13 protein-coding genes are annotated in these 16289 nt (G+C 66.6%); 6 read left to right on the top strand and 7 right to left on the bottom strand.

Annotated features, from left to right (window positions below; genetic code table 11):
• Positions 1–431: 431 nt before the first annotated feature.
• Together AB4851_RS02140 and AB4851_RS02135 are read right to left on the bottom strand one after the other, a co-directional pair.
• Positions 432–1058 carry a glutathione S-transferase family protein gene (locus AB4851_RS02140; protein ID WP_414448240.1) on the bottom strand — a complete coding sequence of 209 codons (627 nt, stop codon included), beginning with the start codon at positions 1056–1058 and terminating at the stop codon, positions 432–434.
• Between the two features lie 140 nt (positions 1059–1198).
• Complete coding sequence (locus AB4851_RS02135; RefSeq protein ID WP_414448239.1) at positions 1199–2269, bottom strand: acyltransferase family protein; 1071 nt, start codon at positions 2267–2269, stop codon at positions 1199–1201.
• 204 nt (positions 2270–2473) lie between these two features.
• Between AB4851_RS02135 and AB4851_RS02130 the strand changes: the two genes are divergently transcribed.
• Positions 2474–2812, top strand: a complete 339-nt coding sequence (locus AB4851_RS02130; RefSeq protein WP_414448238.1) for a hypothetical protein — start codon at positions 2474–2476, stop codon at positions 2810–2812.
• A 76-nt stretch (positions 2813–2888) separates the two neighbouring features.
• Here AB4851_RS02130 and AB4851_RS02125 read toward each other — a convergent pair whose 3' ends face one another.
• Positions 2889–3914: an alpha/beta hydrolase gene (locus tag AB4851_RS02125; RefSeq protein WP_414448237.1), complete on the bottom strand. Its 1026-nt coding sequence runs from the start codon at positions 3912–3914 to the stop codon at positions 2889–2891.
• A gap of 234 nt (positions 3915–4148) precedes the next feature.
• Positions 4149–4877, bottom strand: coding sequence for a FadR/GntR family transcriptional regulator (locus AB4851_RS02120; RefSeq protein ID WP_414441185.1), 729 nt, complete (start codon positions 4875–4877; stop codon positions 4149–4151).
• A 249-nt stretch (positions 4878–5126) separates the two neighbouring features.
• On the opposite strand from AB4851_RS02120, the gene uxuA reads away from it, so the two are divergent.
• Together uxuA and AB4851_RS02110 are read left to right on the top strand one after the other, a co-directional pair.
• A complete protein-coding gene (gene uxuA, locus AB4851_RS02115) occupies positions 5127–6173 on the top strand; it encodes a mannonate dehydratase (protein WP_414448236.1) in 1047 nt (348 codons plus the stop codon).
• A 155-nt stretch (positions 6174–6328) separates the two neighbouring features.
• Positions 6329–7645 carry an MFS transporter gene (locus AB4851_RS02110; RefSeq protein ID WP_414448235.1) on the top strand — a complete coding sequence of 439 codons (1317 nt, stop codon included), beginning with the start codon at positions 6329–6331 and terminating at the stop codon, positions 7643–7645.
• 140 nt (positions 7646–7785) lie between these two features.
• Here the strand turns inward: AB4851_RS02110 and AB4851_RS02105 are convergent, their stop codons facing one another.
• From AB4851_RS02105 to AB4851_RS02095, 3 genes are all read right to left on the bottom strand, one after another.
• Positions 7786–8529: an alpha/beta fold hydrolase gene (locus AB4851_RS02105; protein WP_414448234.1), complete on the bottom strand. Its 744-nt coding sequence runs from the start codon at positions 8527–8529 to the stop codon at positions 7786–7788.
• Positions 8526–9338, bottom strand: coding sequence for a DinB family protein (locus tag AB4851_RS02100; protein ID WP_414448233.1), 813 nt, complete (start codon positions 9336–9338; stop codon positions 8526–8528). The genes AB4851_RS02105 and AB4851_RS02100 overlap by 4 nt, the downstream gene beginning before the upstream one ends.
• A gap of 120 nt (positions 9339–9458) precedes the next feature.
• A complete protein-coding gene (locus AB4851_RS02095) occupies positions 9459–10361 on the bottom strand; it encodes an SDR family oxidoreductase (RefSeq protein WP_414448232.1) in 903 nt (300 codons plus the stop codon).
• Positions 10362–10459: 98 nt separating this feature from the next.
• Between AB4851_RS02095 and AB4851_RS02090 the strand changes: the two genes are divergently transcribed.
• The 3 genes from AB4851_RS02090 to AB4851_RS02080 all read left to right on the top strand — a co-directional run bounded on the left by AB4851_RS02090 (position 10460) and on the right by AB4851_RS02080 (position 16288).
• Positions 10460–11338, top strand: a complete 879-nt coding sequence (locus tag AB4851_RS02090; protein WP_414448231.1) for a helix-turn-helix transcriptional regulator — start codon at positions 10460–10462, stop codon at positions 11336–11338.
• 343 nt (positions 11339–11681) lie between these two features.
• Positions 11682–14351, top strand: coding sequence for a type VI secretion system Vgr family protein (locus tag AB4851_RS02085; protein WP_414448230.1), 2670 nt, complete (start codon positions 11682–11684; stop codon positions 14349–14351).
• Between the two features lie 2 nt (positions 14352–14353).
• A complete protein-coding gene (locus AB4851_RS02080; RefSeq protein ID WP_414448229.1) occupies positions 14354–16288 on the top strand; it encodes a phospholipase D-like domain-containing protein in 1935 nt (644 codons plus the stop codon).
• Position 16289 lies beyond the last annotated feature (1 nt).

The following is a 16289-nucleotide window of genomic DNA, read 5'->3' as shown; positions in this document are numbered from 1 at the left end:
GAGAGCCTTGCCGGGCGAGGTCGAACGCGGCGCGCGCATCGGTCGAAACGACGCAATGCGCCCGCGCGCGGTATCGCGGGGCAAGCCGTTGGGCAACGGAAAGAAAGGCTCTCGAAAGCTACATGGGTGCGGGGGAAATAGGTCAGCATCCCGAAACAAGTCGTTTCGGCGAAAACCCCGGGAGTTTACCCTAGGCGAGTCAAGGCGATGCCCCTTGCGAGCCCGCGCATGCCGCGGGCGGGGCCGGGTGTTCTCGGGGTTCGGCTATCCCTGCGCGATCTCCGGATCGTTGGCGGCCGGCTTGCCGACCGCATAGGTGTGCGGGTGACGCTGAAGATCCAACCCGGCCGCTCGATCGACATACCGGTGGAGGCCGTGCGCGAAGGCGAGTTGCGGCCCTGGCGAGTGCGGCGCGCGGGGCGGAGGCGGGCTCAAGGTATCGCTGCGTTGCATACCTCGGCAAACCCCGGCCGCGCCGACAGCCGCTCGTGGTAATACGCCTCGACGGCCGGCAGCGGCGGGTGCTCGAACGGCGTGCCGAGCCAGCGATGCACCGACAGGCCGATCACGATATCGGCCAGCGAATGCTCGGTGCCCGCCACGAACGCGCCGGTTTGCGCGAGGCGTTCGTCGAGGATGCGCATCTGGCGCGTCCAGTTCGCGATCGACTGCGCGATGCCCTTCGGGTCCTGATGCGCCGGCGATTGGCGCACCAGGCCCTGGAACGCATACACCCAGGCCGGGTTCAGCGTGGTGGCCTGCCAGTCCAGCCATTGATCGACCAGCGCGCGTTGCCGCGAGTCCTGCGGATACAGCGCCGTGCTGCCTTCGCGGTTGGCCAGGTAGCGCAGGATCGCGTTCGATTCCCAGAGCACGAAATCGCCGTCGCGCAGCACCGGCACCAGCGCGTTCGGATTCAGTGAAAGGTATTCGGGCACGTCGGTCGCGCGAAAGCCCGAACCCCAATCCTCGCGCTCGTAGGCGAGGTTCAGTTCCGCGCAGGCCCACAGCACCTTGCGGACGTTGATCGACGGCTGTTTTCCGAGAATGTTCAGCATGGCGGCTCGCTCGCGTTGGCATGGAGACGGCAGTGTAGGGCAAGGCAGGCGCGCTTCGCCATGCACAGTTGCGCTGCGCGCCGCGCCGGAGTGTGCGGCCGAACCAGCCGGCCGCAGGCAAGCGCGCGGCGGCCGATCCGCTAGACGCGCGAGTGCACCGGCACGGCGAGATCGCGCCGCGCGCGACGCGTGAGCCAGGCGCGCATCGGCGCGTCCACGTAGCGATCGAGCACGGCCACGAGCAGCAGCAGCGCCACGATGAACGCGGCGAGCGCGCCCTTGCCGTACACGTGCTTGTGCGCCTCCATCAGCCGGTAGGCGAGCAGCAGCAGCGGCGCGTGGACGATGTAGATCCCGTAGGAAACACGCCCCAGTTGCTCGAACGGCGCGGCGAGCCACGCCGGCGGTTCGCAGGCGGTGGCGAGTTGGACGATCAGCGGGATCAGCACCATCACCTCGACGATCACGGCGAGGCCCGCCCAGCGCGGCGGCATCTTCACGCACAACATCGCGAGCGTGGCGGCGACCGCGAGCAGCGACAGCAGCGCGCTGCGCGGGCGCGCCGCGCGCCGCAGCCGGAACAGCAGCACGCCGGCCGAGAACGAGAAGCCGACGCGCGCCAGCGCGAGATACCACTTGGCGAGATCCCAGCCTTCGTCGATGCCGTGATGACGGATCGCATAGAGCGCGATCACGGCGGCCGACGGCACCATCACCGCGATCAGGATCGGCACCACGCGCCGCCGCACGATGGCCGCGAAACCGAGGTTCGCGACGATCTCGTAGAGCAGCGACCAGGCCGGGTTGTTGACGAGGTAGAGCGGCTCGGCGCGCGCCGGCAGCATCAGCAGCGACAGCACCACCAGCGCGGTGGTGGCGAGCAGCGACGCATGCGGCTGGCCGTGCGCGTGCGCATGCCCGAGCGCCACGAAATGGCTGGCGAGGCCGAGCACGATGCCGATCAGGTAGAGCGGATAGAGGCGGATCAGGCGTACCTTCAGGAACGCGCCGAAGCCGAGCGCGCCCGAGCGCAGCCGCGCTTCATAGGCGTTGGCCACCACGAAGCCGCTGATCGCGAAGAACAGGTCCACCGCCAGGTAGCTCTGCTGGAAGCGCGGCGACTCGAACAGCAGCGGCGCGTGGCGGAACACGATCAGGATTGCGGCGAGGCCGCGGATGGCGTCGAGGTTGGCGTACTTCCACTGCGTCATGTCGGAACGGCGGTTGGTTGTCCGGGCGGCCGTGATTGTAAGCCGGCAAGCGGGTTTTTCGCCGAAGCGCGCGCGGGCGGCGAGCCGTGGTGAGCCGCTGCGCGCCGTTGCTTACCCGCGTTTGCACCGGGTTCCGTCCGGCACACCTCGTGCGATACTCGCCGCTTCTCCGCGCCTGCGGAGCCTGTCTTCGAAGGAGCTGCCGTGTTCGCGAGTTTTGATCCGACCCATACGGGGTTCGTCGCCGAGATCGACGGTTGCCGGTGCAGCATCGAGGCGGTGTCGTCGCCGATCGCCGAGCAGGTCGACTGGCGCTGGACCATCTCGATCGCGCATCTCGACAACGAGAACGGCATGGACCCCGAAAAGTTCGATGTCCTTGCCACCGGCGAGACGGTCACGCCGCTGCAGGCCTCGCAGCAGATCGTCGCGTGGCTCGACGCGCATCCGGCCGAGGACGACGACTACGAAGGCCACGGAGAAGTCCACGAAGACGGCCAGGGCAACGACGGCGGCCAGGGCGGCGAGGCCGCCGCGCAGTAACCGCCACGCGTCGCGGGCCATCGCGCCGGGCCGGGCCGCCGGCCACCGTGGCCCGCGTCGGCCCCGCCCGCACCCGCTACACCACCTCTTCCCCGAATGCCTTGCGCTGCACCAGCGCGACGAACTTCTGCGCGTCGCGCGCGGCCTGCACCACGTCGGCCATTCCGAAGAATTCGTGCGTCGCGCCCGGAAAGTGCTCGCTGACCACGTCCACGCCGCTGCGCGCGAGCCGGTTCGCGAGATTCTCGGCGTCCGAGCGCAGCGGATCGATGCCGGCGATCACCACGGCCGTCTGCGGCAGGTCCTTCAGGTCCGCCGAGCCGAGCACGTCGATGCGCGGGTCCTTCAGTTCGCTCTTGTCGTGCGTCACCTGTTCGACGAACCACAGCATCATCGGCTTGTTCAGCGGCCGCGCGTTGCGATTCTCCTCGTACGACAGCGACATCACGTTGCTGCTCGCCACCGGGTACACCAGCGTCTGGTGAATCGGGCGTTGCAGCCCGTGGTCGCGCGCGTGGATCGACACGTTGATCGCGAGGTTCGCGCCCGCGCTTTCACCCATCACGGCGATGCGCGACGGGTCGCCGCCGAGCGCGGCCGCGTTGGCCACGGTCCAGCGCCACGCCGCGATGGCGTCTTCGTGCGCGGCCGGGAACTTGTGCTCGGGGGCCAGCCGGTAATGCGCCGAGATCACGATCGCGTGGCTCTTGGCGGCCAGCGCACGCGGCGCGGCGTCGTAGGTGTCGAGATCGGCCAGCACCCAGCCGCCGCCGTGGAAGTACAGGATCACCGGCAGCGGCCCGTCGATCGCCGGCTTGTAGACGCGCGCCGGCAGCGGCCCGATCGCGCCGTCGATCTGGATGTCGTGCGAGGCGACATCCACCAGGCCGGGCGGCCGGGCCGCGGCCGCGCCGGCCTGCGCGATCAGCTTCTTCACGGCATCGGCCGGGGTCGGCTGGCGGCGCGCCTCGCTCGGCGTGCACGATTCGATCGGCTTCGGGTTCATCGATTGCAGCGTGTCGAGCACGGCTTTCATGTCCGGGTCCGCATGATCGGTCGGGTCCATGCCGACAATGCCCTTGATCGTCTTGGTAATCGTCATGTCGCTGTCCTCCTTCTGGCGGGTTCGCATCGGAGGCGCGGGCGTGAGCCTGCGCCGAACCAACCGTCGGGATCGCAGGACGCGTGCCCGAATCGGGCGGCTAACGGGAGAGCAAGGCGGGGTGGGGGTTTGCGGCGGGTTTCGCCCGCGTGGCGAGCGGGGCGCGGCCCATGCGTTTTTTACAGGATCGACAGGCGTGGCCGAACAAACGACCCGCTCGCCTGCGGGCTTGCCTTAACGCCAGGCCTGCGTGAATTCGCCGATCACGCGCGTCAGGTGCGCCTGCATCGCCTCGCGCGCGCCTTGCGCGTCGCGGGCCATGATCGCCGAGAAGATGCGCTGGTGATCGCCCTGCGAGGCTTCGCGCAGCGCGGTGTCGTGAAAATGTTCCTCGATCTTCTTCCAGAGCGGATCGGCGCGCGAGCCGTCCCACATCGCGGCCACCATGTGCCGCAGCACGGCATTGCCGGTGGCTTGCGCGATGCCGAGGTGGAAATCGCGGTCGGCGGCCTCGTTGGCGGCCTTGTCGTCCATGTTCTCGCGCATCGCGCGCAGCGCCGCGAACAGGCGGTCGAGATCGGCGTCCTTGCGCTCGGTGGCGGCCAGCGCGGCGATCTCCGCCTCGATCAGCGCCCGCGCGCGCAGGGTTTCGATCGGCCCCGGCCCGCGCGGCAATTCGAACGAGACGGACGCAACGGGCCGCCCCTCGCGTGCCTCGGCCACGTAGATGCCCGAGCCGACCCGCACCTCCACCACGCCGCGCACTTCGAGCGCGATGATCGCCTCGCGCACCTGCGTGCGGCTCACGGCGAAGCGTTCGGCCAGCGTGCGCTCGGACGGCAGACGCGCGCCGGGCGCCACGTCGCCCGAGGCGACGAGGTCGTAGATCTGCCGGGCCAGCCCGACATAGGAGCGATCGGCGTCGGTGGCGCCCCCCGCCGGCGTGGAAAAGACTTCGGCCATGCAATGTGCTCTCGGTGCTCGCGAAACGCGGACGGCGAAAATGGTACACCAGTTTGGCCGCGCGCCGGCCCGGCGGTCCCATGAATCGACGAAACCTCCCGCCCGGCAAGCCGCAGCGGCGTTCGATATCCTGCTTTCAACTGGTAAACCACTATTTCGCCTGATTGGTTGACCAGTGAGAATCTGGACAACCAGGCGGGCCGGAACGTTCCGGCCGGACCGCCGCCGTCATGCTCGGGAGGGCCAGTCATGCAGATGTCGTTTCGTTGGTACGGGGATTCGGACCCGGTGTCCTTGCAGTACATCCGTCAGATTCCGGGCGTGACGCAGATCGTCTCAGCCGTCTACGACGAGCCGGTGGGCGAGGTGTGGCCGGTGGAGAAGATCGCCGCGCTGAAGTCGAAGATCGAGGCGGCGGGGCTGCGCTTCGAGGTGGTGGAATCGGTGCCGGTGCACGAGGACATCAAGCTCGGCAAGCCCACCCGCGACTGCTTGATCGCGAACTACCAGCAGACGCTGCGCCACCTCGCGGCGGCCGGTGTTCGCGTGGTTTGCTACAACTTCATGCCGGTGTTCGACTGGACCCGCACCGAGCTGGCCAAGACGCTGGAAGACGGCTCGACCTGCCTCGCGTTCAGCACCGCCGAAGTGGAGCGCATCGATCCGAACGAGGGCATTTCGCTGCCGGGCTGGGATTCGAGCTATCGCCCCGAGGAACTGCGGGCGCTGCTCGCCGAATACCGCGAGATCGACGAGGCGCGGCTCTGGTCGAACCTCGAATATTTCCTGAAGGCGGTGGTGCCGGTGGCGGCCGAATGCGGCATTCGCATGGCGATCCATCCCGACGATCCGCCGCGCCCGATCTTCGGCCTGCCGCGCATCGTCAAGAACCGCGACGACCTCGCCCGCATCCTGGCGGCGGTCGATCATCCGGCCAACGGCCTGACGCTGTGCTCGGGCTCGCTCGGCGCGGGGCCGCAGAACGACGTCGAGGCGCTGGTGCGCGAATTCGGCGGCATGGGCCGCATCCATTTCGCGCATATCCGCAACGTCAAGATCACGCCCGACGGCGATTTCGAGGAATCGGCGCACCTGTCGAGCTGTGGCTCGCTCGATATCGCCGCGATCGTCAAGGCGTATCACGACACCGGCTACACCGGCTACGTGCGGCCCGACCACGGCCGGATGATCTGGGGCGAAACCGGCAAGCCCGGCTACGGCCTCTACGATCGCGCGCTCGGCGCCGTGTATCTGAACGGGCTGTGGGAAGCGCTGCAGAAGTTCGATCACGCTTGACCCCGGGCGGGCCGTCGCGCCCGCCGCGGCCGTTGCAAGACCGCTAGACCGCATCACCGCATCACACCACCACCAACAAGCACGCCGACGTGCGACCGGCGCGCGCCGCCCTCCGAGGCCGGCCGCGCCCAACACCAACGAAGCGGAGACCTTCGATGCCGAACATCCGATGGGCGATGATCCTGATGTGCTTCCTCGCCAACGTCATCAATTTCGTCGATCGCGCCAATCTGGCGATCGCCGCCCCCAGCATTCGCGCCGATCTCGGCCTCGACGCCGTCGGCATGGGCTTCGTGCTGAGCGCGTTCTTCTGGACCTACGCGTTCCTGCAATTGCCGGCCGGCTGGTTCATCGACAAGGTGGGCGTGCGCATCGCGCTGGCGCTCGCGGTGGGCTGGTGGTCGGTGTTTACGGTCGCCACCGGCGCGGCGCGCGGCCTGGGGCAACTGGTGGGGATGCGCCTGATGCTCGGCGCGGGCGAGGCGGCGGCGATCCCGTCGTTCGCCAAGGTGGCGTTCAACTGGTTTCCGCGGCGCGAACGCGGGCTGGCCAGCAGCATCTTCGACAGCGGCTCGCGGGTCGGCTCGGCGCTGTCGCTGCCGCTGGTCGCGTGGCTGATCTCGCAGGTGGGCTGGCGCGGGTCGTTCATCGTGACGGGCTCGCTCGGCATCGTCTGGGCGGCGGCGTGGTGGTTCATCTATCGTGACCCGGAACGCTATCGCGGCATCGCGCCCGACGCCGTGGCCGCGCTGCTGGCGGAACGGGCCGGCGTGCCGCCCGGTGGCCGCACCGCGGCGCAGGCCGAGGCCGCCGCGCGCGTGTCGTGGCTCGACCTGTTCCGCTATCGCACCATCTGGGGAATGATGATCGGCCTGTTCTGCCTGAACTTCGCGATCTACTTCTTCATCACCTGGTTCCCGAGCTATCTGCTGCAGTCGCGCGGCTTCTCGCTCGCGTCGCTGGGCACGCTCGGCATGCTGCCGGCGTTGGTGGCGATTCCGGGCGGCTGGCTCGGCGGCTATGTGTCCGACGCGCTGTTCCGGCGCGGCTGGAGCGCCACGGCCGCGCGCAAGACCTGCCTGGTGGGCGGGATGCTGGCGTCGTCGTCGATCGCGCTGTCGGCGCTGGTCGACAGCACCGGCTGGTGCCTCGCGCTGTTCGCGCTGTCGTATGCGGGCTTGTCGTTCGCCGGCGCGAACGTCTGGACGCTGGTGGGCGAGGTGGCGCCCACGCCGGCGCACGTCGCGTCGATCGGCGGCATCCAGAACTTCGCCGGCAATCTGGCCGGGATCTTCATCACCACGTTCACGGGGCTGATGCTGTCGATCACGCGCGGCTCGTTCGTGGTGCCGCTGGTGGCGGCCGGGGTGTTGTGCGTGGTGGGCGCGCTGTCGTATCTGTTCCTGGTGGGGCGCGTGGAGCCGTTGCCGCCGTTGCGCGGGGTGGGGGGCGAGCCGGTGCGGGTGGGGTGAGGTTCAAGGTGCGTTCGCCGCGCCGAGCAAGTGGTGCGGCGGGTTGCTCGAATGCGGCCGGCGTGATGCTCGGCGCGTGCCGGCAGTACCGAGCAAGCGATGCCGCGCGGCGGGTTGCTTGATTGCCACCGACGTGACGCTCAATGCGAATTGTCTGCCCCCAAAAACCGATGCAGTACATCCGCCAGCGCGGCCGGCTGCTCGAGCGCCGGCAAATGGCCGCTGTTCGGCACGACCTCGAAGCCGGCGCAGCGCGCCAGCGCCCAGTCGGGCACATGCCAGCCGTCGCGCGAACGCTCGCCGGCCACCAGGCAGACGCGATGCCGCTCGAATACCGCCCCGACGGCATCGAGATAGGCCGCGTTGCCCGTTGTATCCACCACCGAGCGGCCCATCGCGCGCAGCGTCGAGGCCGGCTGATGGTCGAGCCAGCGCGCGGCGATGCGCGCCATCGACGGCGTGACGTCCGCCACCGCGCCGCCCAGCCATCGCGCCGGATCGGCGCGAAACCCCGCCAGCATCGCATCGGCCTCGTGCGCCGTCATGCGGCCGACCGAAGCCGACCAGAACGCATCGTCCAGCGTGAAGTTGCCCTCGATGTTGACGATGCGCCGCACGCGTTCGGGGTGCGCGTGCGCAAACAGCATCGCGATCGCACCGCCCACCGAATGGCCGACCAGATCGACGCGCTCCATGGCCGCCTGCGCATCGACGAACGCACGCAGATGCGCGACCTGTTCGGGCAGCGTGATGCGCGCGGCCGGCACGTCGCGGTGTTCGCCGTAACCGAGCAGCGACGGCGTGGCGTGCGGCGGCGCGTAGCCGTCGATCGCGAGCGTGCCGATGAAACCGTGGATGAAGATCGCGGGCGGCAGTGAGGTCATGCTTCGTTCTCCTTGATAGTGGCGTGCGCCGATCCGGCCAGTTCGTGTTCGAGTTCGTCGAGTTCGAGGCCGTGCGTGCGGTCGTGGTCGAGCAGCTCGCGCACGAGTTCCTCCAGCGTCATGCGGCGCACGCCGTCGCGCAGCCCGCAGCGTGCCAGCGCGGCGGTATCGAGCGTGGCGAGCGAATCGCATAAGCGGCCGCGCGAGGCGGCGAACGCGGTCAGCGCGTCCTGGCCGTCCTGATGCAGGTAGTCGCGTGCTTCAGCCAGCGCCGTGCCGTCCACCGAGGCGATGACGGGCAGCGTTTCGCGGCGCACGGCCTCGATGCGCTGCGCGAACACCGCATCGAGATCGCGCAGATGGCAGGCATGTTCGACGAACGCGAAGCCGGTGCCGGCCGGGCGCGTGGCCCATTGCGCGGCGGGCAGGCGCGCGGCGGCGACGGCGAGCCGCGCGGGCATGTGCGTCAGCGCATCGAGCACGCCGCCGAACGGCAGCACCACCGGATACGGACCGAACACCGCGCCATACGTGAACGGCGCGCCGCCGATCCGGCCGCGCGCCTGCACCAGTTCGTGGTCGTGGCGGCGCATCACCTCGGCCACCATCGCGCCGCAGAACTGGCGTGCGGTGGTGTCGTCGGCGATATCGGGGAATTTCCCGGCGATCTCGTCGCGGATCGCGGCGATCGCCGCCACGCCCACCCGCGACAGCGCCGCGAACTCGATGTAGCGCGACGGCGTATCGATCAAGGCTTCCAGTTGCCGGCCGAGCGGCGTGGCGCGGAAGCGGTCGAATCGCGAATGCATGAAACAGGCCCCGTCAGGTAACGTAGCAAAACGATACGTTACCTGACGGGGCCGGTCAAAGCGGATTTTCGGCCGCCGTCCCGCCGATCGGGGACAGCAGCCGAGGGGGTCAATCAGCCATCAGTGCGCCGCGCCTTCCACGAACTTGCCCTGATTCAGATCGTCGAGCAGCGTCGGCCCGACCGGCTTCCAGCCGAGCCGCGCCTGCGTCAGCGCGCTCGATGCGGGCATGTCGAGGCTCACGAACATCCCCATCCAGCCGAAGTGCGCCTGCGCCTCTTCCGCCGCGATCGAGCGGGCGGGCAGGCCCAGCACGCGCGCCAGCGTCTCGGCGATCTCGCGGCTGGCGATGCCTTCCTCGCCCACGGCGTTCCAGCGCGCGCCAGCCTGGCCCTTCTCGATGGCGAGGCGATACAGCTTCACGACATCCGACAGATGCCCGGCCGGCCAGCGGTTGCGGCCCTCGCCGACATACGCCACCACGCCCTTGTCGCGCGCGATCTGCACGAGCGGCGAGATCAGGCCCTGACGGTACGGGTTGTGCACCTGCGGCAGACGCATCACCGACACGTTGACGCCGGCGTCGAGCAGCGCGTTGCCGGCCAGCTCGGAGCCGATGCGCGGGTTCGGATGGGTGGTGTTGAACACGTCCTCGCTGGCCGGTTCGCCATGCGCGCCGCTGCCCACGCCGGTGCCCGAGGTGATCAGCAAGGGGCGGTCCGAGCCCTTCAGCGCCTCGCCGAGCGCGGCGATCGCGCGCTTGTCCTTCTCGCAGTTCGCGACGAAGTTCGTGAAATCGTGATCGAAGGCCGCGTGGATCACGGCATCGGCCTGGGCCGCGCCCGCGCGCAGGCTGTCGGTGTCCTCCAGCGTGGCGCGGTGCGCTTCGGCGCCGGCCTGGCGCAGCGCATCGGCGCCGGCATCGGAGCGGGTCATGCCGAGCACCTGATGGCCTGCCTGGATCAGTTCGGGAACGAGGGCCGAGCCGATGAAGCCGGTCGCGCCAGTCAGAAAAATACGCATGTGAACTCTCCTTGGGTCGTCACGGGCTTACTATCCGACGTCTGCTTATCCCGTTAAAGTAGTGAGTTCATCATGGTAAAGCGACTAACAGGATCCCCATGACTGTCGACACGGCCCGCTCGCTGGGCGATTTCCTGCGCAGCCGGCGCACCCGGCTGGACCCGGCCAGCTTCGGTTTCGCGGGCCGGCGGCGCACGCCGGGGCTGCGCCGCGAGGAGGTGGCGCAGCGTGCCCACATCAGTCCGACCTGGTACACCTGGCTGGAGCAGGGGCGCGGCGGCGCGCCGTCGGCCGAGGTGCTGGAGCGGATCGCCGGTGCGCTGCTGTTGACCGACGCCGAGCGCGAGCACCTGTTCATGCTCGGGCTCGGACGGCCGCCCGAGGTGCGCTATCGCGTGGTCGAGGGCGTCAGCCCGCGCCTGCAGCGGCTGCTCGATTCGCTGGAGGCCAGCCCCGCGATCGTCAAGACGGCGACCTGGGACGTGGTGGCGTGGAACCGCGCGGCGTCGGTGGTGCTCACGGATTACGGCGCGCTGCCGGTGGGCTCGCGCAACATTTTGCGATTCCTGTTCAGCAACCGCGAGGTGCGTGCCAAGCAGCACGACTGGAACGCCGTGGCGCGTTTCGTGGTGGGCGCGTTTCGCGCCGACGTGGCGCGCGCCGGGATCGCCTCGGAAGTGGGCGAGCTGGTGGAGGAGCTGTGCGCGGCCAGCGAGCAGTTCGCGATGCTGTGGCGCGACAACGAGGTCCTGAGCCACGGCGAAGGCGACGGCGTGAAGCGCCTGGAACACCCGCTGCTGGGCCAGATCGAACTCGAATATTCGGCGTTCGCGGTGGATGGGCGGCCCGATCTGGGGATGATCGTCTATACGCCGCTCGACCCGGCGGTGGCGGCGCGGATTCGTGCGCTGGCGGCGCAGCACGCGGAGCGGGAACGGGCGCAGGCCGAGGCGGTGGCTTCTCCTTCTCTCGCATGAATGTCCTCCTTGATTTCCGCGCCTTGCATGACTGACGTTCAGCTTGTGTTGGTTGTTGGAGGTGAACGGTCATGTCCAATGTTTCAGCGGTACTGCCGGTTTTATAAACACAACGAAAAATAAGAATCGGCTAATTCGTTTTTAGTTCTTTGCTGATGTATTTGCCATTTCCAATGGGCTAGCCTCTTGCGCTGCTGCCGGTGACGCAACACGTAACGCCTCATGCCTCTCGCGGCCCGGCGCCAATCAGATCAATTCCGCCTCGAACGTCAGCCACTGCTGTTGCAAGGGTTCGGCTGCGCCGTTCGTATCGCTGCTTGACCCTGCCCGGAGGTGTTTCCGCATGTCGTCGATCCTGCCTGCCCAAGCCTATACGTTGAAGCTCGCGCCGCAGCCGGCGCCGTTCTCCGTGCTCAAGTTCAGCGGGCGAGACGCCGTGAGCGAGCTGTATCGCTACGACATCGAATTCACGAGCCCGGCGGGCGGTGTTTCGATGGACCAGGTGATCGGCCGGCCCGCGAGATTCATCATCGCCCCGGTCGATCCCGACATGGTTTATCTGCGCCGGATGTTCGGCGAGGACGCCGAGAAGTTCAGCAAGATGCCGCCCGCGCAAGAGATTCACGGTGTCATCACCGAATTCGACGAGTTTGCGACGTCCGCCGACCAGACGCACTATCGGGTCCGGCTCGAACCTGCGCTGGCCGACCTGAACCGCGGCGTCACGAGCCGGCTGTTCCAGAAGCAGTCGGTCGAGGAAATCATCACCGCCACGCTGCGCCATTGCGGTTACCGGGCCGGCGTCGATTTCGTGTTCAAGCTTCGCCACACCTACAAGCGGCACGCGTACGTGACGCAATACCGCGAAACGAGCTTCGCCTTCATCCGGCGTATCTGCGCCGAGGCTGGCATCTGGTTCCGCTGGGAACAAAAGCCCGATTACGCCACGATCGTGTTCGGCGACGATCTCGATGCCTATGCGCGCAAGCAACGCAGCGTGCCGTACCTACGCGACGCGGGCCTCGAAAGCTCCGGCGCGGACACCATCAAGTCGCTCGAAAAACGCACCCGGCGCGTGCCCGAAAGCGTGAAGCTGCACGACTACAACCATCGCGAGGCCGGTGTTTCGCTGCTCGTCGAGGCGAACGCCGCGCGCACCGACACGGCGACGAATGCCGTCGATTATCGCTGGGGCGAGCACTACGAGACGCTGGACGAAGGCAGGCAAATCGCCCGCTGGCGCCACGAGGCGTATCTGGCGAAGCAGATCGTGTTCAAGGGCACCGGCAATCCGTTCTGGCTGGAGGCGGGCGAGGTGATGCGCGTCGAGCCAAATCCGTCCGATGCAACGCACGGGATTTTTGTCACGGCGGTGGAATCGAGCGGTGGCCGTGGCGAGTCGTATTGGGTGAGCTTCGAGGGGATTCCGTCGGATCGGGTCTGGCGGACGCCGATGGCACTGATCGAGCGGCCGAGCGTCGATGGCATCTTGCCGGGCCGGATCACGTCGCCGGGGAACTACAAGTATGCGTATTTGACCGAGCGTGGCGAGTATGTGATCAAGCTGCCGTTCGATCTCGATGAGTGGAGCCCGGGCGGTACGAGCCGGCCCGTGCGGTTCGCCAAGCCGTATAGCGGTGACAACTACGGGCACCACTTTCCGTTGATCGACGGGGCGGAAGTGGCGGTGGTGTTTACGGATGGGAATCCGGATCGGCCGGTGATCATCGGCGCGATGCACGACAGCCAGCATCGAGACCTGGTCGACAACCTGAATCACACGCGCAATCTCGTTCGGACTGCTGGGCAGAACGAACTGCGGATGGAGGATAAGGAAGGCGTCGAGCATATCCACCTCACGACGCCGTTTCAGACCAGTGAGCTGAATCTTGGGCATATGGTCGATAGCGGGCGGAAGGAGCGCGGGCGGGGGGCGGAGCTGCGCTCGGATGGGCATGTGGCGGTACGGGGAGCGAAGGGGATGTTGCTTTCCGCCGATGAGCAGGCTGGCGCCGGCGGCAAGCAGATCGAGATGCTCGCGGCCAAGCGTTTGCTCGAGCAGGCGCTACAGCAGATGCAGTCCCTCGCAGACGCAGCAAAAGCCTCGGAGGCTATCGCAGCAGACTACGCGAAACAGAAGATCTTGCTGGACGACACTCTGAGCGACCTGAAAAAGGCGGGCATCCTGATCAGCGCGCCGGCCGGCATCGGGATCGTGTCGGGCGATCACCTGCAACTTGCGGCCAACAAGAATCTCATCGCTACGGCGGGCGGCAATGCGGATATCGGGGTCGTCAGGCGGTTCACCGTCGCCGCCGGCGAGGCCGTATCGATTTTCGCGGAAAGGCTCGGGATCAAGCTGTTCGCTGCGAAGGGGAAAGTGGCGATTCAGGCGCAGAGCGACGAAATGCTGCTGGCGGCGCTGAAGGACGTGACCATCGCCAGCACCGAGGGCCGGCTGGTGCTGACCGCAGCAAAAGAGGTATGGATTGGCGCAGGCGGATCGTATATCAAGATCAACGCGAACCGGATCGAGAACGGTACGCCCGGCGACATCCTGGAAAAATGCGCCTCGTGGAACAAGCCTTCCGCAGCGTCGGCGCAAATCAGTCCCACGCTTCCCACCAGCCTCCCGGCGCAGCCCTTGATGCTCAACCTGGCTTCGTCGCCTGCATCGCAAAACGCGGTCTTCTCCGGCATGCCGTACACGCTACTTGCCGATGGCGCTGTGGTTCGACGCGGCGTGATCGACGACCTGGGCCAGATTCCGGTCGATCACAGCGTGACAACGCGGGAATACCAGCTTGAGCTGGCGAACGGCGTGACGTACGCGATTCCGGTGGCGGATGCGTACCGGGGCGATCCCGGCAATGGCGAGCTGGCGAATCAGGGCTTCCAGCATCACGAAAACAGCACGGACGCCGACATCACCCCTGCGGGCGATCGCGCGGCGCATCGAGAACGATATAACGCGCTGCTGAACCTGCGCACGAATATCTCTTCCGAAGACTGACCATGGCCAATCCTTCAAAAATCGTGGTGCCGATTGCACGCAACGAGACATCGTCCGCGATGCTGTGTCTGCCGTGGTTTCTCGACATGATCCCGGCGGGCCCGCGCGGAACCGGCAAGAAGTCGGGCAGCGTTGCCGAGTTTCATCCGGTGCCGGCGTCCTACAAGCCGCTTGTCAACGGAGAGGAGGCTTTCGGCGCGCTGTACGACGCGATTCTGGCTGCCAGGCATTCGATCGACTATATCTGCTGGGGTTTTCAGCCATCGATGTATTTCCGGCGGGGCGGCGGCGATTCGCTCTGCATTGGTGACCTGCTGATCCAAAAGGCGCGCGAAGGCGTGAAGGTCCGCATTCTGTGCTGGGCCGATACGTTTGCGGTGGCGCAGAAGCTGGAAAATCCGAACCCGGGATATGACCTGGTGCGCAGCGCGTTCACGCAAAACGAGAACACGACCCAGCTCGAATATGACCGGCAGTGGTATTACCTGGCTCGTATCACGCCGTCGCCGGCACAACGGGAACTCTCCGAATCTTTGCGGCGTTCGACTCGACCCGATGCTCAAGGCGCGAGCGCGAAACCGGGCTTGGCCACGAAGCCGTGGGAGAACATTCAGTTGGTCACGCGGGATTTTTCCCTGTTTGATCGGCTGGAAATCATGTACCGCGAGTCGAGATTCCGCTCGGATACCAACGTCGGCAAGGCGGGGGTGATCGGCGGATATGGACTCGGACCATCGCATCACCAAAAGACGGTGCTGATTGATTACGAGGCGCCGAGTCAGGCCGTTGGTTTTGTGATGGGGCATAACACCCTCGACGCCTATTGGGATAACGATGCGCACAGCTACGCGCGCATGCATGCGCGATTTGGCCGCAATGGAGAAACGCCGCGACAGGATATGTCCGCGCGGGTGACCGGGCCGATTCTCGAACATTTGAACGTGAATTTCTGCCGCGCCTGGCAGCGCAATGCGCATGTCGATCTGTTGAGCAAACGCAAGGCATTGGCCGCACAGCTGAAAGTGCGGCCTGAGATGGGCACGCCGCTCATGGCGCAGATCGTCCGGACGCAGTCGCAGGAAGGCGTGCGCAACATCGAGGCGCTCTACTTGCAGGCGGCCAATAACGTCACGCAGTTTATCTACATCGAGAACCAGTATTTCCGGTGGGAACCGCTTGCAGCGAAGATCAAGTCGGTTGCGCAGACGCACGTATCTGCAGGGCGCGATCCCGGCAAGCATGGTCCGCTGTATCTGTTCGTGGTGACGAACTCGACCGACGACGCGGTGGGAATGGGCACGGGTACGACGTACGACATGCTCGATAGTCTCGGGCGTGCGGACACCATGCCCAACGTGGCGCGGCTGGAGCGTGGCGAGCAACTCGGGATCGATGTGCAGAACGCGAAGAACGAAGCCATGGTGACGTATTACGACCATAGCGCTGGTGGTCCGGCGCGCCAGGAAGCCGCGAGAAAGAAAATCAAGGATTTGGAGCAGAAGCTTCAGGACAACGCCGATGAAAAAAAGCCGATCCTGCCTCAAGACATTCCGGGCCTGAAAGTACATGTTTGTACGCTGGTGGCGCCGGATTCACCGGCCAAGCAGTGGATGCCGGTGTACGTGCACAGCAAGATCATGATCGTGGACGATGTGTTCCTCACGCATGGTTCGGCAAACGTGAATTTGCGCAGTATGGAAGTGGATAGTGAGCTGAATATCTGCCATGAGCATTCTGGTGTGACGCAGGCTTTGCGGAGGAGGTTGTGGGAGATGCATACGAATGGGATGGGGGCGCAGGATTCGCCGGGTGAGGCGTTTAAAGCATGGGGGACTTTCATCAAGGATAACTCGAGAAATCAAGCGAAAGGTTTTGCACCGGAAGCGTCGTTGGTTGGTTTCATGCGGACATCAACGAGCCGACTTCGAGTGGACTGAG

Origin of the sequence: Burkholderia sp. 22PA0099, assembly GCF_047497165.1 — a bacterium.
Taxonomy (GTDB): Bacteria; Pseudomonadota; Gammaproteobacteria; order Burkholderiales; family Burkholderiaceae; genus Burkholderia.
This window is presented reverse-complemented; position numbering and strand designations above follow the sequence as displayed.